Source organism: Microtetraspora sp. NBRC 16547, assembly GCF_030268965.1.
Classification (GTDB): Bacteria; Actinomycetota; Actinomycetes; order Streptosporangiales; family Streptosporangiaceae; genus Microtetraspora.
In genome coordinates, this window is record NZ_BSSE01000007.1 from 48,817 (window position 1) to 73,089 (window position 24,273).

Here is a 24,273-nt window from a genome sequence, read left to right on the forward strand (position 1 = left end):
GGTGTACGTCGTGAAGAGGATCATCGCCCGCCTGTGGCGGGCCATCCGCGGCCCGATGCAATGGCGCCTGCTGTGGCTGGTCCATGCCACGTTCATGGTCGGTGTCACCGGTGTCGTACGCGACTCCGAGGGGCGGGTGCTCCTGCTGAAGCACCGCCTGTGGCCTGAGGGCCGCCAGTGGGGGTTGCCCTCGGGCTACGCGAAGCGGTCGGAGACCTTCGAGGAGACGGTCGCCCGCGAGGTGCGCGAGGAGACCGGACTGGTCGTCCGCGCGAACCGGCTCGTCCGTCTCCGCAGCGGCTTCCGGCTGCGGGTGGAGGTGGCTTACGAAGCCGAGTTCGTCGGCGGCACGCTCAGGACCGACGGCTTCGAGATCCTGGAGGCCGGGTGGTTCTCGCCCGACGACCTCCCGGAAGAGCTGCAGGAGGGGCACCGCCTGCTGATCAGGGGGGAGACCGCCCGGCCCGCCACGCCGTGAGGGCCGGGACCGATCGGTATGGCCCGTTCCAGGGGGTCGCCGCCCGGCCCCGCGGCGTACGTCCCGGCGCTATTTCGGGCCGATCAGGCGGTGCTCCCAGGCCCAGGCGGCGATCTCGACCCGGTTGCGCACCGTGAGCTTGGCCTGGATGGCGGACACGTGGCTCTTGACCGTGCTCAGCGAGATGAACAGTTCGGCGGCGATCTCCTGGTTCGTCCGGCCCCGGGCGATCGCCCGGACGACCTCGATCTCCCGGTCGGACAGTGGCCGGTCGGGCGCGGCCGATCTCACCGCTCCGGGGGCCGGGCCGGCGGTCAGATGGCGCAGCAGCCGGACGGTGACCGACGGGGAGACCAGGGCGTCGCCGGCGTGCGCCGCCCGTACGGCCTCGACCAGCAGCGCGGGGCCCGCGTCCTTCAGGAGGAAGCCGGCCGCGCCGCCGCGCAGCGCGCCGTAGACGTACTCGTCGAGGTCGAAGGTGGTGACCACGACGACCCGGAGCGGGTCGGCGACGCCGGGGCCGGCCAGCGCGCGGGTGACGTCGATGCCGTCCAGACGGGGCATCCGTATGTCCACCAGGCACACGTCGGGGCGCAGCCGCCGGGCCAGCTCGACCGCCTCGGCGCCGTCCGCGGCTTCCGCGACCACGCTGATGTCGGGCTGGTCCTCCAGGATGAGCCGCAGGCCGCCGCGGACCATCGCCTGGTCGTCCGCCAGCAGGACCCTGATGGTCATCGCCGCTCCCGCGCCGGGACGGGCAGGGTGGCGCGTACGGACCAGCCGGCGTCCTCGCGCGGTCCGGCGCGCAGCGTCCCGCCGAGCGCCTCGAGGCGCTCCCGCATCCCGACGAGCCGTACCCGCGGCGACGGGGGGACCGGGCGGACGGACGCGGCGCGTCGTCGGTGACCTCGACGGTCACGGCGTCCCGATCCCGCGCGACGCCGACCGTGACGGTGCGGGACTGCGGGGCGTGGCGGGCGATGTTGGTCAGCGACTCCCGTACGACCCGGTAGACGGTGCTCGCCACCTCGGGCGGCCACGCCGCCGCCTCGTCGTCGTCCGGCAGTCGCAGGCGCACCGTCCGGCCGTCGCCGCCGAAGCGTTCGACGAGATCCTCCAGGCGCTCGGGGGAGCGCGTCGCGGGGGCCGCGCCGTCGGCGTCCCGCAGCAGGCCGACCGCGCGGCGCATCGCGGCGAGCGCCTCGGAGCCGGCCGCCTCGATGCCCGCGAGCGACGCGTCCACCTTCTCGGGGCGCTTGCGCGCCACGAGCTGGGCCGCCTGCGCCTGGAGCACGATGCCGGTGACGTGGTGGGCGACCACGTCGTGCAGTTCCCTGGCCAGCGCCAGGCGCTCGTCGCGGCGCACCTTGTCCGCCGCCGCTCTCCGGCGGGCGGCGAGCAGCCGCGGCGCCAGCCCGGCCGCGACCGCGGCGAGCCATCCCGCGCCGTTCAGCATCGTGACCGCCGGGACGCCGAAGGCGAGCGTACGAGCGTTGAACACGCTCGCGGCGACCACCGCCAGCCCGCCCGCCGCGATCGCGCCCGCCGAGCGGGCCGGGAGCGTTTTGACTGCGGAACCGACGAGCACGCACAGGCCGAGGGCCATGGCGGGGCCGGGTTCGGCGGGCAGCCCGCCGAAGAGGGCGGCCGGGATCGCGACCGCCGCCACGGCCAGCCCGGCGATCGCCGCCCACGCCCGCTCACGCCGGCGCAGCAGCGCGATCAGGCACACCACCGCCCCGGCGACGCAGCTGAACTGCCAGTAGCCGCTTCCCCAGCTCTCCGCGATCCGGGACGCCCAGAACGCGAGCACCGCGGCGAAGACGACCGCGAGCCCGATATCGGACGCGTTCCTGGCCCGCTTGGCCAGACACTCGGGAACGTTCACAAGCGTCGAGGCTACGAGATGATCATCGGTCGGCCGTACCGGCCGAAAGTACGATCCCGGGGCCGAGAACCGCCCTTTCGGCCGGTGCCGCCGCCGGTCCGGCGCGCCCAGGATGAGCGCCATGTCCCATGTAGATCGTTCTTCGAGCATCCGGATCGAAGGTAGCGGCGCTCACAGCGGCGGGCGTCCGGCGGACCCCGCCCGAGCCGGCGCACAGGACGGCCCCGCGCCCGCCCCTCCCGGCGCCTCTCCCGGTGCTTCTCCCGGGCGTCCCCGCATCGCCGCGCTCGACGTCGTGCGCGGGGTCGCCCTGTGCGGGATCCTGCTCGCCAACGTTCAGCCGATCGCGAGCGTCGTCGACCTCGCCGCGCCCGGGTCGGCGGGCGGCCTGGCGGAGGAGTGGATGGGCCTACTCGTCGAGCAGCGCTTCTTCCCGATCTTCTCCCTGCTGTTCGGGATCGGGTTCTCGCTGCTACTGGAGTCGGCCGGGGGCCGCGTCGCCCATCCGCGCCGGCTCCTGCTGCGCCGGCTCCTGATCCTGCTCGCGATGGGCGTGGCGCACTTCCTGCTGCTGTGGCGGGGCGACATCCTGAGCACCTACGCCGTGATGGGCCTGCTGGTGCTGCTGCCCTCGACCTGGTTGCCCCGATGGGCCGTGGCCGCCCTTTCTCCCGTGTTCTTCGCGGCGTCGTGGGTCATGCACGGCGACCGATTCCTGCTGATCGCGGGGCTGTTCCTGGTGGGCTCGGCGCTGACCCGGTACGGGGTGGTCGACCGGATCGAGCGGTCGACCCGGGTGCCCGCCGCGCTCGGCCTGGTCTTCGCTGTCGCGGCGGCGCCCGCCCTCTGGTGGCAGATCACGTCGCGGACCGACGGCACGCGCGGCCTGTGGTCCTCCGCCCTCTCCGTGTCCGGGACGCTGCTCGCGGGCCTGTACGTGTGCGCGATCCTCGTCCTGCTCCGGACGCCGCTGCGGGCCGCGCTGCAGGTCGTCTTCGCGCCGCTCGGCCGGATGGCGCTGACCAACTACCTGACCGCCACGGTCCTCGTCCTGGTGGCCGCGCGGCTGTTCGGCGTGCCGGTCGGCCGGTCGTGGACCGCGATGTTCCTGACCGCGGGCGTCATCCTCGCGCTCCAGTGGGTGTGGTCCACCCTCTGGCTGCGCCGGTATCGCTTCGGCCCCCTTGAGTGGCTCTGGCGCTGGGCCACCTGGGGTCGCCGCCCGCCCCTGCGTGCCCTTTCGTAGGGGGCACGCGGCGGGCCTGTCACAGGGAGCAGGTCACAGGGAGCAGACCGTCGCGCGTTCCTCGGTGTGCCGGACGGTCCGCTCGACGACCTCGATCACGTCCGAGGCGGGAAGCCGGACGGCCGCGCCGTCGAGCAGCCGGTAGGCCCACATCTCCGGGCGACCCCCGCCGGGGCCGGAATCGGCGGGCCGGGAGTGGGGCGGGGCGAAACGGTGGCGGGCAAGTGGCGGGCAAAGGGAGAGACAGCCGGAAGTTTGTCCCGAGAATCAGGCCGCCAGCTATTACTTGTCGCATAATTCCTCGTTATGGATCTCGATATCCGGCATCTCCGTATGATCTGTGCGATAGCGGAGTCGGGCAGCCTGACCAGGGCGGCGGCCCAGGTGGGGCTCTCCCAGCCGGCCATGACGAACCTGCTGCGCCGGGTCGAGGATCTCGTAGGGGGCCAGCTGTTCGTCCGCAGCCGCTCCGGCGTGGAGCCGACGCCGCTGGGCAACCAGGTCATCGCCCGCGCCCGGATCGTCCTGTCGGAGGTCGACGCGCTGTTCGGTGACCTGCGCGGGCCCTCCGGCACAGGCGGCTCGCTCCGGCTGGGCTCGGTGCACGTGGCCTGCGTGGGGAGCATCGTCAACCGAGTCGGCGACGTGCTTCCTGGACACGAGATCTCACTGCGCATCGAGCCCTCCGCGGTGTTGCTCGCCGAGGCGCTCACGCACGGCCGGCTCGACGCGGCGCTGCTCGGCGTCATCGAGGGGTTCGACGTCACGCTGGCGGCACCGGTCGTCAGCCGCACGCTGGTTCCCCGATATCCGATATTCGTCGCGCTGTCGGCGGAGCACCCGCTGGCGCGTGACGACGAGATCCGGCTTGCTGACCTCAAGGACGAGTCCTGGATCAGCCCGCCCGGCGCCGACGACGGTTCCCTCGCCGCGCTGCGGGCCGCGTGCCGGGCGGCCGGCTTCGAGCCCGACGTGCGCTTCGAGGCCCCGAGTGGCGCCGCCCGGCCCCTGATCGCGGACGGGTACGGCGTGCGCCTGGTCGATCCCTCCTGGCCCGCGCCGGAGGGGACCGCCGTACGGCCCCTCGCCGGAGAGCCGCAGGTCGGCCGGCTGCTCGTCGCGTGGCGCAGGGACCGCCTGGGCGACGCGACCGCCGGGGCCCTCTATCGCGGCCTGGCCGCCGCCTTCACCGACCATGTGGACGACAATCCCGACTTCGGACGCTGGTGGCGCGCGCACCCCGAGGTGCATCCGCTGCTGTGACACCGGCCCCGGCACCTCCAAATGATCGTCGGCCGGGCCGTCAAGCGTCCCGGCGTGCGCCCCGTCCCCGCCCGGTAGCCGGAGCGGGCTCGCGCGGCGCACCGTACGCAGTGCTGTCGTGACCCGTGCTGTTGTGAACCGTGCTGTCGTGAACCGTGCCGTCTTGGACGACGCCCTCCTGCTCGCCGTCGTTGTGCCCGGGCCGCCGCGGCAGGCGCGTCATGAGGGCGGCGAGGAAGGCGAAGAGCACGGCGCCGATCAGGCCGACGGTGACGAGCCCGCCGGTGAACGCGTCGTGCGCGGCGCGCAGGAGCCGGGCCGCGTCGTCCGGGGGCAGTGCCGCGGCCGCGCCGTTCGCGCCTGCCACGGTCTCGCGGGCGAGCCGTGCCGCCTCGGCCGGGACCCGCGCGGGGACGGCTCCGGCCATGCGGTCGCGGTAGAGCGCGGCGCCGACGGTGCCGAGGACGGCCACGCCGAGCGTCCCCCCGAGGTAGTTGCTCGTCTCCGACATCGCCGCCGCCGAACCGCCCCGCTCGGGCGGCACCGACCCGACCACGATGTCGGTGCCGAGCGCGAACAGCGGACCGGTGCCCAGCGCGAGTACGGCGATGCCCACCACGATCAGGACGGGACCCTGCCCGTCGCCGGCGGTCCGGGTGACCACGGCGAGCAGCCCGGCTCCGGCCGCGGACAGCGCCAGCCCGCCCGCGATGGCCGTGGCCGGGGAGACCGAACGGACGACGACCGGCGTGAGCGTCGTGCCCAGCGCCACGGCCAGCCCCATGGGCGCGAACCACAGCGCCGCCTCCGCCGGGGCGAACCCCTGGACGCTCTGGAGGTACTGGGTCACCAGCAGGCCGATCCCGGCCATGGCCACTCCGGCGAGCGCCAGCGCGGCCAGGACCAGACGGAACGAACGCCGGGCGAACAGCCGCAGGTCCAGGATCGGATCGTCCAGCCGCATCTGGCGGCGCCCGAAGGCCACCGCGAAGGCCGCTCCCATGATGATCGCGGTCAGCGGCACGACAGACGGACCGGCGCCGGTGGCCGCGAGCCGCTTGATGCCGTACACGATCGGCAGGATCGCGAGCAGCGAGAGGACGACACCCGCCAGATCGAGCCGACCGGCGGCCGGGTTGCGGAACTCGGGCAGCAGGAAGGGCCCGGCCAGCAGCAGCAGGACCATGACCGGTACGGCGAGCAGGAACACCGATCCCCACCAGAAGTGCTCCAACAGGACCCCGCCGACGACGGGTCCAAGAGCCGCCCCGGCGAACTGGCAGGTCGCCCACACCGCGATGGCCGTACCGCGCTGCCGGGCGTCCCGGAACATGGAGCCGATCAGCGCCAACGTCGAGGGCATCAGGGTCGCCCCGGCCACGCCCAGGAGGGCTCGGGCGCCGATCAGCATCGCCGGGCTGACGGAGAACGCGGCCAGGAGCGAGGTGAGGCAGAAGGCCGCCCCGCCGATCATCAGCAGCCTGCGCCGCCCGATCCGGTCTCCGAGGGTGCCCATCGTGACCACGAGACCGGCGACCATGAACCCGTATATGTCAGTGATCCACAACTGTTCCGTGCCGCTGGTCCTGAGATCCGCACTCAGATGCGGCAGGGCCAGGAACAGCGAGTTGATGTCCAACGCCACCAATAACGTGGGCAGCGTCAGCACCGCCAGTCCGGCCCATTCGCGGCGGCCCGCCTTCGGAACGTGGGACATGAGATGTCCTTCCTCGCTGACTCGAATGGTCCGGGGGATTACGCGGTCCCCCGTATGGAGTCGGAGCGGGACGCCGGATCTTGCACGCGGTCGCGGGAAGCGTGGCGTGTGACGTGCGGGTTCACAGGACGTGCGAGAGGTGCTGTTCCGGGAGATGTACCGAGGACGTTCGGAGAGATGCCGCCATGGATGCGGCGAGGAACACGAGGATGGGCCGGGAGATTTCGCGGGGGATGTCAAAACCGCGCCGCCCGCCACGACTCATTCACGAGGGCGCCCATCCGGGGCGCCACGACATGCCACGACAGGTCACGACAGGTCACGACAGGTCGTACGAGCGACAACGAGGAGAACAACGTGCAGTTCCTGCTTCTTATGCACATGAACCCCCAGATCTGGGACGCGCTGACTGAGGAAGAGCGCCAGGAAGTGATGAACGGCCACGGCGGGTTCATCAAGACGATCCAGGAGTCCGGCGAGATGATCGGCACCCAGGCGCTGGCCGACCCGTCCACCAGCGCGGTCGTCCGCGTCCGTGATGGGAACCCCGCCGTGACCGACGGACCGTACCTGGAGGCCAAGGAGTATCTCGCCGGCTTCTATCTGGTCGACTGCGAGAGCAAGGAACGCGCGGTCGAGCTGGCGGCCATGATCCCGGACGCCGCGGTTCCCGGGCTGGGCATCGAGGTACGGCCGGTCATGTTCTCGGCCGGGATGGATATGTGACGACGAGCGTGGAGATCGAGGACCTGCTGCGCGAGCTGGCGCCGCGGGTCCTCGGCCTGCTCGTCCGCCGGTACGGCCAGTTCGAGACCTGCGAGGACGCCGTCCAGGAGGCGCTGCTCGCCGCGTCGCTCCAGTGGCCGGAGGAGGGCGGGCCCCGCAACCCGCAGGCCTGGCTGACCACGGTCGCCACCCGGCGGGTGATCGACCAGATGCGCGGGGAGCAGGCGCGCCGGGACAGGGAGGCCGCCGTGGCCGCCCGAACCCCCTCCGACGACCACCTCGTGCCGGGGCCCGAGGAGGAACTCCCGCATGGTGGGGACGACACGCTGACCCTGCTGTTCCTGTGCTGTCACCCCGCGCTCACCCCGGCCTCCCAGGTCGCGCTGACCCTGCGGGCCGTCGGCGGCCTGACCACCGCGCAGATCGCCCGCGCCTTCCTCGTTCCCGAGGCGACCATGGCGCCGCGCATCAGCCGGGCCAAGAAGCAGATCAGGACCGCGGGCGCCTCGTTCGCGATGCCGCCGGAGGGCGAGCGGGCCGAGCGGCTGCGCGTGGTGCTGCACGTGCTTTACCTGATCTTCAACGAGGGTTACGCCGCCAGTTCCGGCCCCGACCTGCACCGCCATGAACTGACCGGCGAGGCGATCCGGCTGGCCCGAACGGTGCGCCGGCTGCTCCCCGACGACGGAGAGGTCGCCGGGCTGCTCGCGCTCATGCTGCTCACCGACGCGCGGCGCCCGGCCCGCACCACGGCCGACGGCACCCTGATTCCACTGGCGGAGCAGGACCGCGCGCTGTGGGTCGCCGCGTCCATCGAGGAGGGCGCCGCGCTGGTCGCCGGTGCCATGGCCCGGTCCCCGCTCGGGCCGTACCAGTTGCAGGCCGCCATCGCGGCCGTCCACGTCCAGGCCGCCAAGCCGGAGGACACCGACTGGAGGCAGATCGCCGTCCTTTACAAGATCCTCGAACGCGTGGCGCCCAACCCGATGGTCACGCTCAACCGCTCGGTCGCCGTCGCGATGACCGCCGGGCCGGAGGCGGGGCTCGACCTGCTGCGGACCCTGGAAGGTGACGACCGCATGGCGGGTCACCACCGCCTGCACGCGGTGCGCGCCCATCTGCTGGAGATGGCCGGGAACCACGCGGCCGCGCGCGAGTGCTACCTGCTGGCCGCACGCCGTACGGCCAGCCTGCCCGAGCAGCGCTACCTCCACGCCCGCGCCGCTCGGCTGCCGGTCGCCTGAGAGAGCCGCGCGACCGGCGGCGGCGCCTGGGCTGGGCGTCAGCCGGGGTCGGCCGCGTTGTGGCGGTCACGGTGGTGCGGGGCGGGCGGGGGCGGAGCGGTGACGGGCCGCCAGGGCACCGGGCTGGACAGGACCATCGTGCTGGACGGCCATCCGTACTGCGCGAGCCGGTCGATCAGCGTCTCGAACGCGCCCATCGAGGGCACCGCGACCAGCAGCAGGCAGCAGGTGTCCCCGGTGACCCGGTACACCTGGAGGATCTCCGGCCAGGCGAGGGCCTCCTCGTCGCGGAGCACGCAGCGCGCGCCGTAGCAGGACATGCGGATCAGCGCGCGCACGGTCCGCCCGGCCAGCGCCAGGTCCACGTGGGCGTGGTAGCCCGCGATCACCCCCGTCTCCTCCAGCCGCCGGACCCGCTCCGCCACGGCCGGGGCCGACATGTGCACCCGGCGTGACAGCTCGCTGTACGAGAGGCGCGCGTCGGCCTGCAACTCGGCCAGGATCGCCCAGTCCATCGTGTCCATGACCACGCCCCCTGAGATGAGCCGTAGAGACGAGCTGTGGAGCCCGCCGAGATGAAAGGTGACCGGCATGAAAGGTGATCGGCCGATCTGGCTTCCGATCGGAAGGTGAAACCGCCCCATCGCCTTACTCATGCTATTTCACGCTTTGTCATGATCGCAGATCATTGAAGGAGGAACGAGGAGGGGACATGAGATCACCTACGGTGGACTTCGCACACCGCACGCCCTATGACGAGTACGTCGGCACCGACGTCCTGCACGCCCTGCTGAGGCCGCGGACCGATGTCCCCGAAGAGCCCGCCTTCCTGGTGACCACGCAGGTGATGGAGCTGTACTTCGGGCTGATGCGGACCGAGCTGCGCCTCGCCGTAAGGCGGCTGGACGAGGACGACGTCGTCGCCGCGACCGCCGTTCTCCGCCGGGTCACGCGCTACCTCGACGTGCTGAACGCGGCCTGGTCGGCGCTGGGCGCGCTCACCCCGATCCAGTTCAACGCGTTCCGGGAGAGCTTCGGCGAGGCGTCCGGGTTCCAGTCCGCGATGTACCGCCATGTGGAGTTCCTGCTCGGCAACAAGTCGGAGCCGCTCACCCGGCCGCACCGGGGCAGCCCGGAGACCCACCGGGAGCTGCTGGAGGCCCTGCGCACGCCGAGCCTTTACGACGCCGTGCTGGCCCTGCTGTCCCGGCGGGGCCACCCGATCCCCGCCGGGACGCTCGCCCGCGACCCGGCCGAGCCGTACGCGCCCAGCCCCGCGGTGGAGGCCGCCTGGGTGCGCGTCTACACCGAGCACGGGCCGGGAGACGACCTGTGGGAGCTGGCCGAGACGCTCACCGACGTGGCCGAGCGGTTCGCCGAATGGCGATACCGGCACCTGATGTCGGTGCGGCGGACGATGGGCGCCAAGATCGGCTCCGGCGGTTCCAGCGGTGCGAGCTGGCTCGAACGCTCGATGACCAGGGACGTCTTCCCCGAGCTGTGGTCCGCCCGCACCGCCATGTGACCCGCCCCCGGATCAGCGGACCAGGGCGTGCCGGTCGGCCTCCACCTGGAGATCGTCCAGGTCGGTGCTGATCACCGCGGTGGGCAGGGCGTCCGGTAGCTCGTCCTCGATGTGGCGCAGCCGTCTGATCCGCAACCCGGCGACACCCCACAGCGTGAGGAGCACGCCCGAGACGCCCAGCATGACCCCGATCGCCGGACCCGTCGCGGCCCCGGTCAGCGACTCCGACCAGGTCGTGAGCGGCGCCGCGGTGAGGTAGCCGACCGGGGTCATCGTGGTGGCCAGCATCTGGTTCGTGGCGAGCACGCGGCCCTGCAGCTCGATCCTGACCTTGAGCTGGATGATCGACAACCAGTGCGCGTTGATCACACTGGTCGCGCCCCAGCGCAGCGCCAGCCCGACGGCGATCATCGGGATCACCGCCAGCGCGCCGGTCAGCCCGACCAGCACCGTTGCCAGCCCCGCGACGGCCACGAACCCGACCATCCCGTCGGCCAGCCGCCGCGTGCCGCCCCAGACCATCATCACGACGCTGCCGAGCACCGCGCCGAGCCCGCCCACGGCCGTCACCACGCCCAGGTCGGTGGCGTCCCCGAGCGACAGCACCATCGGCGACACCACGGCCAGCGTCAGCGCGGTGAAGTAGTTGACGACCATGAAATAGCCGGCCATCACCATCAGCGGCGGCCGCCGGACGAAGAACCGCCAGCCACCGGCCACCGCCGCGCGGAACGACTCCTCCCTGCGCCGGAACATCCGGTTCGGGATCCGTACGGCGAGCAGGGAGAGGAACGCGATCACGAACGTCACCACGTCGGCGCCCACCACGACGGGCAGCCCGGCGAGCGCGACGAGCGCGCCTCCCGCCAGCGGGGCGACCAGGTTGCCCAGGCCGAGCCCCGCCTGCGCCAGCGCGTTGGCCTGCGGCAGGTACGGCTTCGGCACCAGCTGGGCGATCGCCGCCAGGTACGCGGGCCGGTGGAACGCCGTGACAACCGACGTGAGGGTCACGACCGCGCAGACCACGACGAAGTCCAGCCGGTCCAACCACAGCAGCAGCGCCACGGCCGCCATGCCGAGCCCGTTGAGCGCGTCGCAGACCAGCATGATCCGCCGCCGGTCGTACCGGTCGGCGAACGCGCCGCCCACCGGTCCCGCCAGCACGGTGGGCAGCAGCGCCAGCATCGTCACCAGCGCGAAGTCGAAGACCGCGCCGCTGCGCTGGAACGTCCACACGCCGAGGCCGAACGAGCTGAGCGAGCTGCCGACCATCGACACGAGCTGGCCGACCGCCACGGTGGGGAAACCGCGCAGGTCACGCGGACTGGGCGCCGCCGACGCGCCGTTCACCGATGCCCCGTTCGCCGGTGCGCTGTTCGCCGACGCGTCCGTCCCGGGCCGATCCGCGTCGTCTTGCCCGGGCCGGTTCCCGTCCGGCTGTCCGCCGGGTGGCCCGTCCGATCGCTCGTACGGCTCCGCCCAGCGGTGCAGCGCCGCGGCCAGATGGTCGCCGAGCTGGTCCGCCTGGTGACGAAGGAAGTAGTGTCCGGCGTTCGGGATCACGGCGAGCTCGACCTGGTCCGCGAAGGCCGTCCACTCCCGGTAGCGCTCCTCGTACAGCTCCGTGGCCCGGTCGGCGCCGCCGATGACGACCAGCACCGGCGCCCGCAACCTGCTGTGCGCCGGGTCGGCGAGCCGGCGGGTGAACCACGCCTGCGCCTGCCGGGCGTCGTGCCTGAGCGCGTTGACGGCGGTGTCGACCGCGGTGCCCTCCAGATCCTCGGGCAGGCCGCCCATCGCGCGCAGGACGTCACGGTAGGCGCGGTCCGACAACCAGCGGTCGGCCGGCAGATGCCGGTTGAACCACGCGGACAGCCGTCCGGGGAGCCGCGCGGTCGGGAAGCTCCCGCCGAGGAACACACTGGTGACCGGGACGCCGACCTCCTCCAGCCGCAGGGCCAGTGCGGTGGCGAGCGCGGTGCCGACGCAGTGGCCGTAGACCGAGATGGGGCCGTTCTCTCGCGCGGCCAGCTCCGTCACGCACCGCTCGACCACCTCCTCCAGCGGTTGCGGCGCCTCGTCGGGGCGGGCGGGGTCGTGGCCGGGCAGCTCGATCGCCAGCAGCTCCACCCCGTCCGGCAGCGCCTCGGCGAGCGGCCGGTAGACGGCCGCCGAGCCTCCGCCGTACGGCACGCAGACCACGGTGGCGGTCGCCTTCGCGCCCGCCTTCGGGCCACCGAGCCGGTGCAGCAGCCCGCCCTGACCGCCGGAACGGCCGTCGAGGTGGGCGGCGAGCTCGCGCACGGTCGGGTTGGTGAACAGGTCGATGACCCGCAGTCCCTCGTCGATCTCGTGTACGGCCTTGACCGCGGTGAAGGAATCTCCGCCGAGCGCGAAGAAGTCGTCGGTCGCGCCGACGGACGCCACCCCGAGCAGCCGTGCCCAGATCTCCGCGACCCGCCGTTCGGTGTCCGTCGCGGGCGCCACCTGCTCGCCCGCGCTCACCGCGCCCAACTCGGCCACCAGCCGCGTACGGTCCACCTTGCCGTTGGCGTTCAGCGGGAACGCGTCGAGTAATGCGATCACTGACGGCACCATGTAGTCGGGAAGCGCGTCCCGCAGCGCCGCGCGGACCCCTTCCACGGTCAGCGCCACCGCGGACGCGGACGGGACCAGCCAGGCGACCAGGCGCCGTCCCGTCCCCTCGCCCACCGGGAGGACCACGGCCTCCGCGACGCCCGGCAGTGCCCGGCACACGGCGGCCACCTCACCCGGTTCGACCCGGTATCCCCGGATCTTCACCTGGTCGTCGATCCGGCCGAGGAACTCCAGGTACCCCTCGGAGGTCACCCGGGCCCGGTCGCCCGACCGGTACCAACGCCCGTCGTCCCGGGTCACGTAGCGCGGATCCTCGGGATGCCCCAGATAGCCCCGCGCCACCTGCGGGCCGCCGATCCACAGCTCGCCCGCCACGCCGTACGGCAGGGCGCGCCCGGCCTGGTCGGCGACGAAGCAACGTGCCTCCGGCAACGGGAGTCCAAGGGGCACGTTCGCGGTCACGCGCGGCGCGTTCCCGGTGGAGCAGCCGAGCACGGCGACGGTCGTCTCGGTCGGGCCGTAGTGGACCTGTACCTCCAGGTCGGGCCGTACGTCCGCGATCCGGTCCACCAGCGTCCACGGGACGGCCTCGCCCGCCAGGACGAGCACGCGGCGCGGCAGCACCGCAGACAGGTCACCGTGCGAGGCCAGCAGTTCCAGGTGGCTGGGCACGCACTTGAGGAAGTCGACACCGTGCCCGGTCATGTGAGCGGCGAAGGCGGGCGGGTCGGTGGCCGTGTCCCGGTCGAGCAGGTGCAGCGCCGCGCCCGTCGTCAGCGCGCCGAAGACGTTGAGGATGCCGAGGTCAGCGGCCGCCGTTGACGCCAGCGCCCACGATTCGAGCGGACCCGCCGGGCTGAGCCGGGACAGGATCCCGTCCAGGTAGGTCGTGATATTCCGGTGCTCGACCGCCACGCCCTTGGGGGTTCCGGTCGAGCCGGACGTGAAGATCACGTAGGCGAGGTCCTCGGGCCCGACCACGACGCCGCCCGGTTCTGTGTCGCCCACCGGTTCTGGGTCGCCCGGTTCTACGTCGGCGGCGGCGCTGCCATGTGGAGGGTCTTCGTCGGGGAGCCAGGGGGCGACGGCGGTGACGTCCTCCGGCAGCCGGTCCGCCAGGTCGGCGGCGCAGACCACGATGCGGGCCCCGGCGGTGGCCAGCATCGCCGCGATCCGGTCCGCGGGGGCGGCGTCGTCGATCGGGACATAGCCCGCCCCCGCCTTCAGCACGCCGAGCATGGCCACCGGCAGGTCCCGCGTCCGCTCCATCAGGACGGCGACCCGGTCCCCGCGCTCCACTCCCGCCGCGCGCAGGCGGTGGGCGAGCCGTGTCGCGCGCTCCTCCAGTTCCGCGTACGTGAGCGTGCCGTCCGCCGCCACGACCGCCGTCGCCGACGGGGTGCGTACCGCGTGGGCGGAGATCCGCCCGTGCAGCGTCGGCCCGCCGACCGGCGTTCCTCGCGGCCCGGTCAGCAGCGCGTCCACGCCCGGATCGAGGTCGAGGTCGCCGATCCTGCGGTCGGGATCCGCGGTGAGCTGGTCGAGGACCGCGACGAAGAATCCGGCGATCCGCCGTGCCGTCGCCTCGTCGAACAGCTCGGGACGGTAGGCGAGGCCACCCCACAGCCCGGCACGGGTGTCCTGGACGGTCCAGCTCAGGTCGAACTTCGCGGTGACCGGTTTCATCTCCACGGCGTGCGCGTCGAGGCCGGGGAAGCCGGTGATCGGGCCGGGCGCGTCGTACACGTTGAGCAGGACCTGCGGCGAGACCGACCCCAGTGGCTCGCCCGCGTGCGCGAAGGCGTCCAGCGATTCCGCGCGGGCCCTCTCGACCAGCTCTCTGCCGGTGAGGTCGTCCTCGACCGAGGTACGGATGACCAGCGTCTGGAGGAAGCAGCCGATGAGGCGCTCGGCCTCGGGGTGCCGTCGGCCGGACTCCGGCACGCCCACGGCGATGTCGGAGCCGCCCGACACTCGCGCGAGCATGGCCTGCAACCCCGCGAGCAGGACCATGAACACCGTCGCGCCGCTCGTGGAGGCGAGCGCCCGCACCCGGGCGGCCAGCTCGTCCGGCAGTTCCAGGTCGAGCAGGCCCACCCCGGTTCCGGGGGCGGCGGGCCGTACGCGGTCCACGGGAAGCGCGATCTCGGTCGGCGACCCGTCCAGCTTGGCCGTCCACCAGCCGGGATCCGCGGCCTCGGCGGCCGACCGCTGCCACTCCACGACGTCCGCGAACTGGCGGTCGAGCGCCGGAGGCGCGGACCGGGCTCCCGTACGCGCCGCGTAGAGATCGGCGAGATCCCGGAGGAGGACGCCCCGCGACCAGGCGTCACTGGCGATGTGATGGAGCACGAGGGCGAGCACGTGCGCGTGCGGGCCGAGGGCGAGGATCGCCGCCCGCAGCGGATACTCCTCCGCCAGCCGGAACGGCAGCCGGGCCAACTCGGCGAGCCGTCTTCCCACCGGGGTCTCGTCAGGCGTTCCCGCCTCGGCGGCGTGCTCTCCGGCGCCGTGCGTCTGGGGTGCGTGGTCAGCCGCGTGGTCAGCCGCGTGGTCATGCCGGGCGGTGTCCGGTGGGGTTTCCTCCGCAGGCCGGTCCTTCAGGTCCGTGATCAGCTCCACGACGACCCGGGACGCCGGACCGGTCACCGAGTACGGCTCCGCGTCGTGGACCTCGACGGTCGAGCGCAGCACCTCGTGCCGCTCGGCCAGGTCCACGACGGCGAGCCGGAGCGCCTCCACGTCCAGCTCGCCGTCGAGCCGGATGACGACCGGCACGTTGTAGGCGGCGCTGTCCGGGTCCACCTCCCCGGCCAGCCACATCTGGCGCTGGACCGGCGACAGCGGGACCGGACCGGTGCCCTCGCGCGGGGGGATCGTGGCGGGCGCCGGAGCCGCCCCGCTCCGGGGCAGCGCGTCCAGCGCGGCGGCCAGATCGGCGAGCACCGGACGCTCGAAGAGCAGCCGTAGCGGGACCGTGACCCCGAGCTCGACGGAGAGCCGCCCGGCCACGCGCACGGCGGCGAAGGAGTCGCCGCCCAGCGCGAAGAAGTCGGCGTTCACACCGATCGTGTCGGTCCCGCTGTCGGAGTGGTCGGAGTGGCTCGCGCTCGTCACGCCGACAGTACTTCCGCCGATCGTGTCAGTTCCGAGCAGCTCGGCCCAGATCTGGGCGATCAGGCGCTCGGTGACCGTCTGCGGCGCGGGTCCCGTACCGCCCGCCGGTACGCCTCCGGACGGGTCGGCGGCGAGCAGGTCGAGCAGCCGCCCGCGGTCCACCTTGCCGTTGGCGTTGAGCGGCAGCGCGTCCACGAAGATGATCGCCGAGGGCACCATGTAGTCGGGCAACACGCGCCGCAGCGCCGCGCGGACGGCATCGACCGTGACGCCGGTGGCCGGGGGCGTGGGGGAGCGCGGCACGAGCCACGCGACCAGCCGCCGTGCCGTTCCTTCGCCCGCCGGGAGGACGACGGCCTCCGCGACGTCCGGCAGCGCCCGGCACACGGCGGCGACCTCGCCCGGTTCGACCCGGTACCCCCGGATTTTCACCTGGTCGTCGACGCGGCCGAGGAACTCCACGAACCCGTCCCGGGTGATCCGTACGCGGTCACCGGACCGGTAGTAGCGGCCGTCCGCGCGCTCCGCGTAACGTGCGTCGCCGCCGGGATCGCCCAGATATCCGCGGGCGACCTGCGGGCCGCCGATCCACAGCTCGCCCGCCACGCCGTACGGCACAGCCCGCCCGGCCGGATCGGCGACGAAGCAGCGCACTCCCGCGAAGGGCGTGCCGAGCGGCGCCACCGACCCGGCGCGCGGGGCGTCGCGGGCGACGCAGCCGAGCACCGAGACCGTGGTCTCCGTCGGACCGTAGTGGACCTGGACTTCCAGGTCGGGCCGTACGCCCGCGATCCGGTCGATCAGTGTCCAGGGCGTGGCCTCGCCGGCGAGCACGAGCAGCCGGCGGGGCAGCACGGCCGCGAGGTCTCCGTGCGCCGCCAGGAGTTCGAGCTGGCTGGGCACGCACTTCACCGCGTCCACCTCGTGCCGGCCCAGCCAGGCCGCGTACGCCTCCGGATCGACCGCCGTCTCCCGGCCGAGCACGTGGAGCGCCGCGCCCGTGGTCAGCGCGCCGAAGACGTTCAGCAGGCCGAGGTCGGCGGCGATCGTCGACATGAGCGCGTACGAGCGGAGCGGCGTGCCGTCCTGGCCGACCCGGGAGAGTACCGCGTCGAGATAGGCGGTCACCTGACGGTGCTCGACCGCCACGCCCTTCGGCGCGCCGGTCGAACCGGACGTGAAGACCACGTAGGCGAGGTCGCCGGCGCCCGCCGTGCCGCCCGCGCCGTCGCCGTGCCCGTCATCGCCGTGCCCGTCATCGCCGTGCCCGTCGCCGTCCTGGCGCCCGCCCGCGGGTCCGTACGCGTGGTCGCCAGAAGAGATCACCGTGACGTCGGCGGGCAGGCGGTCCGCGAGTTCCGCCGCGCAGACCGCGACGCGGACCCCGCCACCGGTCACGATGGCGGCGACCCGGTCGGCGGGCGCGGCGTCGTCGATCGGGACGTAGGCCGCCCCGGCCTTGAGCACGCCGAGCAGGGCCACGGGCAGGTCCCGGGTCCGTTCCATCAGGAGGGCGACCCGGTCGCCGCGCGCCGCTCCCGCTTCGCGCAGCCGGGCGGCGAGAGCGTTCGCGCGCTCCTCCAGCTCCGCGTAGGTGAGCGTGCCGTCCGCCGCCACGACGGCCGTGGCCGACGGCGTACGGGCCGCTTGCGCGGAGATCCGTCCGTGCAGGGTCGGCTCGCCCAGTACGGGCGGCGCCGGCTCGGCGAGGACGAGGTCCGCGCCCGGTTCGAGCTCCAGCTCACCCACCGGGCGCTCCGGGTCGGCCACGAGCTGGGCGAGCAGGGAGCCGAACCAGCCCGCCAGGCGGACCGCCGTGTCCGGCTCGTACAGGTCGGACCGGTAGGTCAGGCTCCCGCGCAGGGCGGTGCCGTCGTCGACGAACGTCCACGTCTGATCGAACTTCGCGGCGAACGGCGGCACCTCGACCGTCTCGGCCGTCAGCCCCGGGAAGCCGGTGACCTCGGCGGCGGCGTCGTAGACGTTGAGGAGCACGTCGAACAGCGGCGCCGCCGTACCGGACCGCTGCGGGCGCACCCGCTCCACCACGCGGTCGAACGGCACGTCGGCGTGCCCGAACACGTCGAGGGCCCGGGCGCGGGCCTGCCCGACCAGGTCCCTGCCGGTGCGGCCGCCGTCGACGGTTCCGCGCATGACCAGGGTCTCGACCAGGCAGCCGACCAGCGACTCGGTCTCCGGATGTCTCCGGCCGGACTCCGGAACGCCCACGGTCACGTCGGCGCTCACGTCGGCGCTCATGTCCGGGCTCATGTCCGGGCCGCCGGCCACGCGCGCCAGCGTGACCTGGAGCGCCGCCAGGAGCACCATGAACACGGTCGCGCCGCTCTCCGCGGCCAGGACGCGCAACCGCTCGACGGTCTCGGGTGCGAGTACGACGTCCACCACGTCGCCACGCCACCCCGGCGCCGCGTCGGGGGTCGGCGGATCCGCCAGGTTCGTACGGTCCGGAAGCAGGCCGGGCACGGGCTCCAGCCCGGCCAGATGGTCCTCCCACCAATCCAGGGCCTGCTCCGTCTGCGGGGAGGCGGCACGGGCGACCGACCACGCGGCCACATCGGAGTAGCGCGTAGCCGGCGGGTCGAGAGCGGGCCCGGTCCCGAGCCGGAAGCGGTACAGCGCTGCGAGGTCGTCGAGGAGCAGCGGCTGCGCCCACGCGTCGATCGCGATGTGGTGCATGAGCAGGAGCAGCACGTGCTCGCGGGGGCCGGTCGCGAGAATCGTCGCCCGCAGCGGATACTCCTCCGCCAGCCGGAACGGCACCCGCGACAGCTCCGTGATGCGCTCCTCCAGCGCCTCCGGATCGACGTCCTCCATCGTGACGTCGATCCCGTCCGCGCGGCCGGTGACCGCGTACGGCTCGCCGTCGCGAACCTCCACCGTCGAACGCAGCACCTCGTGCCGCTCGACCACGTCCACCACGGCCTGGCGCAGTGCGGCCACGTCCAGCTCGCCGCGCAGCCGCAGCATCACGGGCACGTTGTAGGCCGGGCTGTCCTGCTCCATCTCGGACGCGAGCCACATCCGCCGCTGCACGGGAGACAGGCGCCAGGGGCCGGTGTCCGTGCGGCGCGGGATGCCCGCCGGGGCCGTCTGGCGGGCCTGGGCGATGCGCCGGTTCAGCAGTTCGCGCAGCCGGTCTTCGCCGGAGACGACAGTCATGAACGAGCCTCCTGTCCGGCCATCTCGGCGATGACCAGTCGTTCCACTTCGGCGGCGTAGTCGGCGAGCACGGGATGGTCGAACAGCAGGCGCACGGCCAGGTCGCAGGCGAGCGCCTCGCGCAACCGGACCGTCACCCGGGTGGCCAGCAGCGACGTGCCGCCGAGCGCGAAGAAGTCGTCACGCGCCCCGACCAGAGGGATCCGCAGCACCTCCTGCCAGATCTCGGCGGTGAACTCCTGCATCGGGCCTTCCGGCGGGGTGTGCGGCGCGGAGGCCACCTCGACGCCTTCCAGAGCGCGCCGGTCGAGCTTGCCGTTGGCCGTGCGGGGGAGCGTGTCGTGCGCGGCCCACCGGCGCGGCACCATGTAGCCGGGCAGCCGGTCCCGGGCGTACTCCTCCAGCTCGGTGAATCGTGCTTCGCCGCGCCAGACGACGTGGCCGATCAGGTGCGCGTCGGGACCGGTCGTGGCGACGACGGCGAAATCGGCGACGGCCGGGTGCGCGCGCAGCACGCTGTCGATCTCGCCCAGCTCGACGCGGTATCCGCGTACCTTGACCTGTCCGTCCCTGCGGCCGACGAAGTCGAGCACCAGCCCGCCCGCGCCGTCCGAGATCCAGCGCACGATGTCGCCGGACCGGTAGCGCCGCGCGGAAGCGGCTTCCGCGCCGACGTCGGCGGCCGAGAGACGAGCGGGCTCGGCGGCCGTGGCTTCGGGGTCGGGGGCTTCGGGACCGGCGGCTTCGGAATCGGGGACGAACGCGGCGGCGGACAGCTCGGGGCGTCCGCGATAGCCCCGGGCCACGCCGGGACCGCCCAGCCACAGCTCACCGGGCGCACCGGGCGGGAGCAGCCGGCCGAGCGGATCGACAACATAGAGCCGCTCGCCGGGGATCGGGTGGCCGATGGGCACGCTGTCCCCGACCGGCCCGGTCACCGGATGGAAGGTGGAGGCCACCGTCACCTCGGCCGGGCCGTACCCGTTCCAGAGCTTCCCGGCCCGCGCCTGGAGCTCCCGCGCCAGCGTGGAGTCGAGCAGCTCGCCGCCGGTCAGGACTCGCATGCTGGTACGGCCCCGCCAACCCGCCTCCACCATCAGCCGCATCCGGCTCGGTGTGGTGAACACGAGGGTGACCCCGGCAGAGTCGCAGAGCTCGGCGAGCGCCCGGCCGTCGAAGGAGGTCGCGGTGTCGGCCATGACCACGCGGGCCCCGGCCGTCAGCGTGGCCCACAGATCGAACGCGGAGATGTCGAACACCAGCGGAGCCACGGCCAGCACGGCGTCGTCCCCGGTCATCCCCGGATCGGCCTGGATGGACGCGACGAACGCGGCCAGGCCGCGATGAGTGATCTCGATGCCCTTCGGGCGTCCGGTCGAGCCCGAGGTGAAGATCACGTAGGCGATGCCGTCGGGATCGACCTCCGGAATCTCGCCGCTCGGCACCGCCGTCAACGCCTCCGCGTCGAGGACCGTCACGCCGTCGAGCGGTGCGATCGCGGCGTGCGCCTCGTCACCGAGCGCGAGCACCCGCCGTACCCCGCCGTCCTCGGCGATCGCCGCCAGCCGCATGGCCGGCAGGTCGGGGTCCATCGGCACGTACGCGGCTCCCGCCCGCAGCACGCCGAGCAGGACAGCGGGCAGGCGGTGGTCGCGGGGCAGGCTCACGCCGACCGGCTCCTGCGCGGTGACACCCGCGGCGACGAGTCCCGTGGCGACCTTGGCGGAGTTCTCCTCCAGTTCGCCGTAGGTCAGCCGGTTCCCGGCTGCCTCGACCGCGATCCGGTTCCGGTCCTGCGCGAGGATCGCCTCCACGATCGTGGCGGGCGGGCGGACCTCCGCTCCGGTCCCCGCCGCGAGCAGGGCCGTACGCTCCTTTTCGGAGATCAGCCGCAGCGCGGAGACCGGCGTGCGCGGGTCGTCCAGACCGTGTTCAAGCGCGTGGAGCAGCGCGTCGACGACCCGCTCCGCGTCGGCCGCGCCGAAACGCGAGGTGGCGTACTCGACCTGCAGCTCCGGCCCCTCCGCGGTGGCGTTGACCAGGACGGTCAGCTCCGCCACCGCGCCGCCGCAGTCCAGCTCGCCGGCCAGTTCGATCCGGATGGTCCCGCTTTCCGGGCCGCTCTCCCGGCCGGTGTGGCCGCGCTCCGGGGCGACCTCACGTACGGTGGGCACGTCCTCGGGCTGCACCGACAGCACGATCGGCAAGGGACTGGCCCCCGGAGGGCGGGGCACCGCGCCGGAGACCGCCGACCCGGCCTGCTCCTGGTGGGCGAGCGCTGCCGTGATCGCCGCGCCCGCCGCGGTCACCAGGTCTCCGAACGCCGGATCGTCGCCGAACCGCACCGGGATCGGCAGCACGCCGAGCAGCGGTCCCATGATCCGGTCCAGTCCGGGCCGGTCGCGTTCGGCCGCGGTCAGGCCGATCACCGTCTCGGCGCGGCCGGTCAGGCCGCCGACCACGGTGGAGAGCGCGGCCAGGTGAACCGCCGCCGGGGTGACGCCATGGCGGGCGGCGACCCGCCGGATCCGCGTTTCGAGCGCGGGGTCGATCGGCCGCCTGAGCCGGCGCCCCTCGTGCGTCGCCGCGTGCTCCGCGCCCAGCAGGTCGTACGGCACGGCCGCGTCGGCGAGCGCCTCCCGCCAGTGGGCCGTCTCGCGCTCCAGCGCCGCCTCCCGGCGCTCCTCCTCACGCAGTGCGACGTCCCCGAGCTGGAGGTCCGGCTCCGGCACCGGCAGCCCGGCGAGTCCGGCCGCGAGCTCGTCGATCAGGACCCGCGTCGACCAGCCGTCGGAAGCGATGTGATCCGTGATGACGATCAGCTCGGCCTCGGCCGTTCCCGTCCAGGCGAGGACCGCGCGGAGCAACGGCACATCCTCAGTCAGATCGAACGGGGTCGCCGCCAGGTCGGCGAGACGCAGGATCTCGGCCTCCCGCGCCGCCGGTTCCAGGCCGCGTAGGTCGTGCTCGTCCACGCGTACGGGTGCGGCGACGCGGACGCGGGCCACCGGCTCTCCGTCGTGGTGCTCGATCCCGCTGCGCAGCGACTCGTGGCGGCGCACGATGCCGTCGAGAGCGGACCGGAAGGCTCCCGCGCTCGACGCCCCGGAGACGCGGAGCCGGATGGCGATCGTCGTGGCGCGCGTCCCCGGCGCGATCTGCCGCAGCGCCCAGAACTGGCGCTGCATGTCGGTGAGCGGGTAGCGGTCACGCCCGGCGTGTCGGACCAGGGGAGCGCGCCCGCCGTCTCCGGAGCGTACGCGCCGGGCCAGCGCCGCCACCGTGGGCTCGGCGAGGAACTCGTGCAACGGCACTTCTGTCCCCAGTTCCGAACCCGCCCGCGCCACGACCCGGGCCGCCGCGAGCGAGTGCCCCCCGAGATCGGGGAAACGGTCGTCCACGCCCACCTGCGCGGCCGCGATCGCCAGCACGTCGGCGACGATCGCGGCGAGCCGCCGTTCGACGTCGTCACGGGGCGCGGTCGTCGCCTCGCGCGCGGCGGCCCGTACGGCGCCGAGCTCCTGGCGGTCGATCTTGCCGTTCGGGGTCAGCGGGAGGCGGTCGAGCAGGGTCAGGCGGTCGGGCACCATGTATCCGGGCAGGTGCTCGCGCAGGTAGCCGAGCAGCTCCCGTTCGTCCGCGGCCTCCGCCTGGGCGTAGCCCGCGAGCCGCCGGGTGCCGTCCGCGTCCGGCAGGGCCAGTACGGCGGCGGCCGTGACGTGGGGATGTGCGGCGAGGACGCGCTCGACCTCGCCCAGTTCCACCCGGTGGCCGCGGATCTTGACCTGGTCGTCGGCCCGTCCGACGAAGTGGTAGACGCCTCCGTCGAACCTCACCAGGTCACCGGTCCGGTAGGTCCGACCGGCGGTGGGAAGCTCGACGAAGCGGTCCTCGGGCCGGTCCTCGGGCCGGGCACCGGTGGGGGAGTCACCGGAAGGGCGGCCGCCGGCGATGCGGGTCCCCTCGGTGAGGCTTTCCGATGGGCGGTTCCGCGCGTGGCGGTCGCCCGTGAGGCGGTTCAGGTAGCCGCGCGCCACCACGGGGCCGCTCACCCACAGCTCGCCGGTCTCGCCTTCGGCGACCTCGGCGCCGTCGGCGTCCCTGACGCTCACCACGGCGCCCGCGATGGGCAGCCCGATCGGTGGGACACCGGTCGTCCCGCGTGGGATCTCAAAGGCGAGGCACTGGATCGTGCACTCGGTCGGTCCGTACAGGTTGAAGACCCGCTCGACCTGCGGATTCCGGTAGATCGCGTCGATCAGCTCGGCCGACGCGACTTCCGCGCCGTAGTGCACCAAGCGCGTACGTGGCGGCAGCGGGCCCGAGCGCAGCAGCGCCGCCAGCACGGACGGGGGGCCGCCGAGGGCCGTCACCTCGTCGCGCGCGGGCAGATGCGGCAGCGCGAGCAGGTTGTCCGCCAGGATCACCGTGCCGCCGACCAGCAGCGGAGCGAAGATCTCCATCACCGAGGGGTCGAAACTGACCGACGCGGCGGCCAGCATGCCGGCCAGCGCCTCCTGCGTCCAGGTCTCGGTGATCCAGGCGAGCTGGTTCATCACGCTGCGGTGCTCGACGGCCACACCTTTGGGCCGGCCGGTCGATCCGGACGTGTAGATGACATAGGCGAGATCGTCCGGAGACACCGCCGTGCCGGGATCGCTATTTGGAGCAGCCGCGTCATCGGTCCCGGCGAGGATCACGCGCGCATCCAGCGGGTGATCGAGTCCGGGAAGCGTGATCAACGACTTCAGGCCGCTGTCGGCGGCGATCAGCCGGAGCCGGTCCGAGGGATAGGCCGGGTCCAGCGGCACGTATGCCGCTCCCGCCTTCAGGACGCCGAGCAACGCGGGGATCAGATGTTCGCCCCGGTCAAGCAGCACGCCGACAGGTTCCTCACGGGTCACGCCGCTCCGCAGGAGGACGTGCGCGATCCGGTTCGCGCGCCGATCCATCTCCTTGTAGGAGATTCGCAGGTCACCGGCCACATAGGCGATCGCGTCGGGTGTCCGCTTCGCCTGGGCCGTCACCGCCACATGAATGGTCACGGGGGCTGAGATTAGACAGCAATGATCAACTAGTCGATGATATGTCTCATATCTGGTGCCGAACCGGTATAAATCTGCCTCACAGGCGCTATTGCGGTTGGCGTGATTTATGTGCTGTCAGCTTCAGGGGCTGCGATTTCGGCTCGCCTGTCCGGGCGGGAGCGTGTTGGGGCGGACGCGCACGGCACTTCGGGCGGCCTGGCCCCTGGCGGATTGATGGCGGGACCGACTCGGTAGCCCCGTTGC

11 protein-coding genes and 1 pseudogene are annotated in these 24,273 nt (G+C 73.2%); 6 read left to right on the top strand and 6 right to left on the bottom strand.

The window, feature by feature from the left end; all coding sequences use genetic code 11:
- The first annotated feature begins 10 nt into the window (after positions 1-10).
- Positions 11-478, top strand: a complete 468-nt coding sequence (locus QSK17_RS12695) for an NUDIX domain-containing protein (RefSeq protein WP_285704864.1) — start codon at positions 11-13, stop codon at positions 476-478.
- Positions 479-547: 69 nt separating this feature from the next.
- Here the strand turns inward: QSK17_RS12695 and QSK17_RS12700 are convergent, their stop codons facing one another.
- Complete coding sequence (locus QSK17_RS12700; RefSeq protein ID WP_285704865.1) at positions 548-1,213, bottom strand: response regulator; 666 nt, start codon at positions 1,211-1,213, stop codon at positions 548-550.
- A gap of 481 nt (positions 1,214-1,694) precedes the next feature.
- Positions 1,695-2,516 (bottom strand): annotated as a pseudogene (locus QSK17_RS36135) (histidine kinase dimerization/phosphoacceptor domain-containing protein); the annotation flags it as partial.
- Between QSK17_RS36135 and QSK17_RS12710 the strand changes: the two are divergent.
- Together QSK17_RS12710 and QSK17_RS12715 are read left to right on the top strand one after the other, a co-directional pair.
- The gene (locus QSK17_RS12710; RefSeq protein ID WP_285704866.1) at positions 2,488-3,612 is read left to right on the top strand and encodes a DUF418 domain-containing protein; all 1,125 of its coding nucleotides are present in this window, start codon (positions 2,488-2,490) and stop codon (positions 3,610-3,612) included. The pseudogene QSK17_RS36135 and the gene QSK17_RS12710 sit on opposite strands and share 29 nt — an antisense overlap.
- 306 nt (positions 3,613-3,918) lie before the next feature.
- On the top strand, positions 3,919-4,875 hold the full coding sequence (locus QSK17_RS12715) for a LysR family transcriptional regulator (RefSeq protein WP_285704867.1): 957 nt from the start codon (positions 3,919-3,921) through the stop codon (positions 4,873-4,875).
- A 40-nt stretch (positions 4,876-4,915) separates the two neighbouring features.
- Here the strand turns inward: QSK17_RS12715 and QSK17_RS12720 are convergent, their stop codons facing one another.
- The gene (locus QSK17_RS12720; RefSeq protein ID WP_285704868.1) at positions 4,916-6,592 is read right to left on the bottom strand and encodes an MFS transporter; all 1,677 of its coding nucleotides are present in this window, start codon (positions 6,590-6,592) and stop codon (positions 4,916-4,918) included.
- 357 nt (positions 6,593-6,949) lie between these two features.
- Here QSK17_RS12720 and QSK17_RS12725 point away from each other — a divergent pair, with 357 nt between their 5' ends.
- Together QSK17_RS12725 and QSK17_RS12730 are read left to right on the top strand one after the other, a co-directional pair.
- Positions 6,950-7,318, top strand: a complete 369-nt coding sequence (locus QSK17_RS12725; RefSeq protein ID WP_285704869.1) for a YciI family protein — start codon at positions 6,950-6,952, stop codon at positions 7,316-7,318.
- Positions 7,315-8,562 carry an RNA polymerase sigma factor gene (locus QSK17_RS12730; RefSeq protein ID WP_285704870.1) on the top strand — a complete coding sequence of 416 codons (1,248 nt, stop codon included), beginning with the start codon at positions 7,315-7,317 and terminating at the stop codon, positions 8,560-8,562. The genes QSK17_RS12725 and QSK17_RS12730 overlap by 4 nt, the downstream gene beginning before the upstream one ends.
- A 38-nt stretch (positions 8,563-8,600) precedes the next feature.
- Here the strand turns inward: QSK17_RS12730 and QSK17_RS12735 are convergent, their stop codons facing one another.
- Positions 8,601-9,086 (bottom strand): Lrp/AsnC family transcriptional regulator, encoded by a 486-nt coding sequence (locus QSK17_RS12735; protein ID WP_285704871.1) that lies wholly within the window; start codon positions 9,084-9,086, stop codon positions 8,601-8,603.
- A gap of 188 nt (positions 9,087-9,274) precedes the next feature.
- Between QSK17_RS12735 and QSK17_RS12740 the strand changes: the two genes are divergently transcribed.
- Complete coding sequence (locus QSK17_RS12740; RefSeq protein WP_285704872.1) at positions 9,275-10,087, top strand: tryptophan 2,3-dioxygenase; 813 nt, start codon at positions 9,275-9,277, stop codon at positions 10,085-10,087.
- Positions 10,088-10,099: 12 nt separating this feature from the next.
- On the opposite strand, the gene QSK17_RS12745 is transcribed toward QSK17_RS12740, so the two are convergent.
- Together QSK17_RS12745 and QSK17_RS12750 are read right to left on the bottom strand one after the other, a co-directional pair.
- On the bottom strand, positions 10,100-18,982 hold the full coding sequence (locus QSK17_RS12745) for a non-ribosomal peptide synthetase/MFS transporter (protein ID WP_285704873.1): 8,883 nt from the start codon (positions 18,980-18,982) through the stop codon (positions 10,100-10,102).
- Complete coding sequence (locus QSK17_RS12750; RefSeq protein WP_285704874.1) at positions 18,979-24,027, bottom strand: non-ribosomal peptide synthetase; 5,049 nt, start codon at positions 24,025-24,027, stop codon at positions 18,979-18,981. Before QSK17_RS12750 ends, QSK17_RS12745 begins: the two co-directional genes overlap by 4 nt.
- Positions 24,028-24,273 lie beyond the last annotated feature (246 nt).

Excerpts from the sequence above, each read along its gene's own strand:
- QSK17_RS12700 (WP_285704865.1), bottom strand. The coding sequence starts at position 1,213 with ATGACCATCAGGGTCCTGCTGGCGGACGACCAGGCGATGGTCCGCGGC.
- QSK17_RS12710 (WP_285704866.1), top strand. The coding sequence starts at position 2,488 with ATGTCCCATGTAGATCGTTCTTCGAGCATCCGGATCGAAGGTAGCGGC.
- QSK17_RS12715 (WP_285704867.1), top strand. The coding sequence starts at position 3,919 with ATGGATCTCGATATCCGGCATCTCCGTATGATCTGTGCGATAGCGGAG.
- QSK17_RS12720 (WP_285704868.1), bottom strand. The coding sequence starts at position 6,592 with ATGTCCCACGTTCCGAAGGCGGGCCGCCGCGAATGGGCCGGACTGGCG.
- QSK17_RS12735 (WP_285704871.1), bottom strand. The coding sequence starts at position 9,086 with ATGGACACGATGGACTGGGCGATCCTGGCCGAGTTGCAGGCCGACGCG.
- QSK17_RS12740 (WP_285704872.1), top strand. The coding sequence starts at position 9,275 with ATGAGATCACCTACGGTGGACTTCGCACACCGCACGCCCTATGACGAG.
- QSK17_RS12745 (WP_285704873.1), bottom strand. The coding sequence starts at position 18,982 with ATGACTGTCGTCTCCGGCGAAGACCGGCTGCGCGAACTGCTGAACCGG.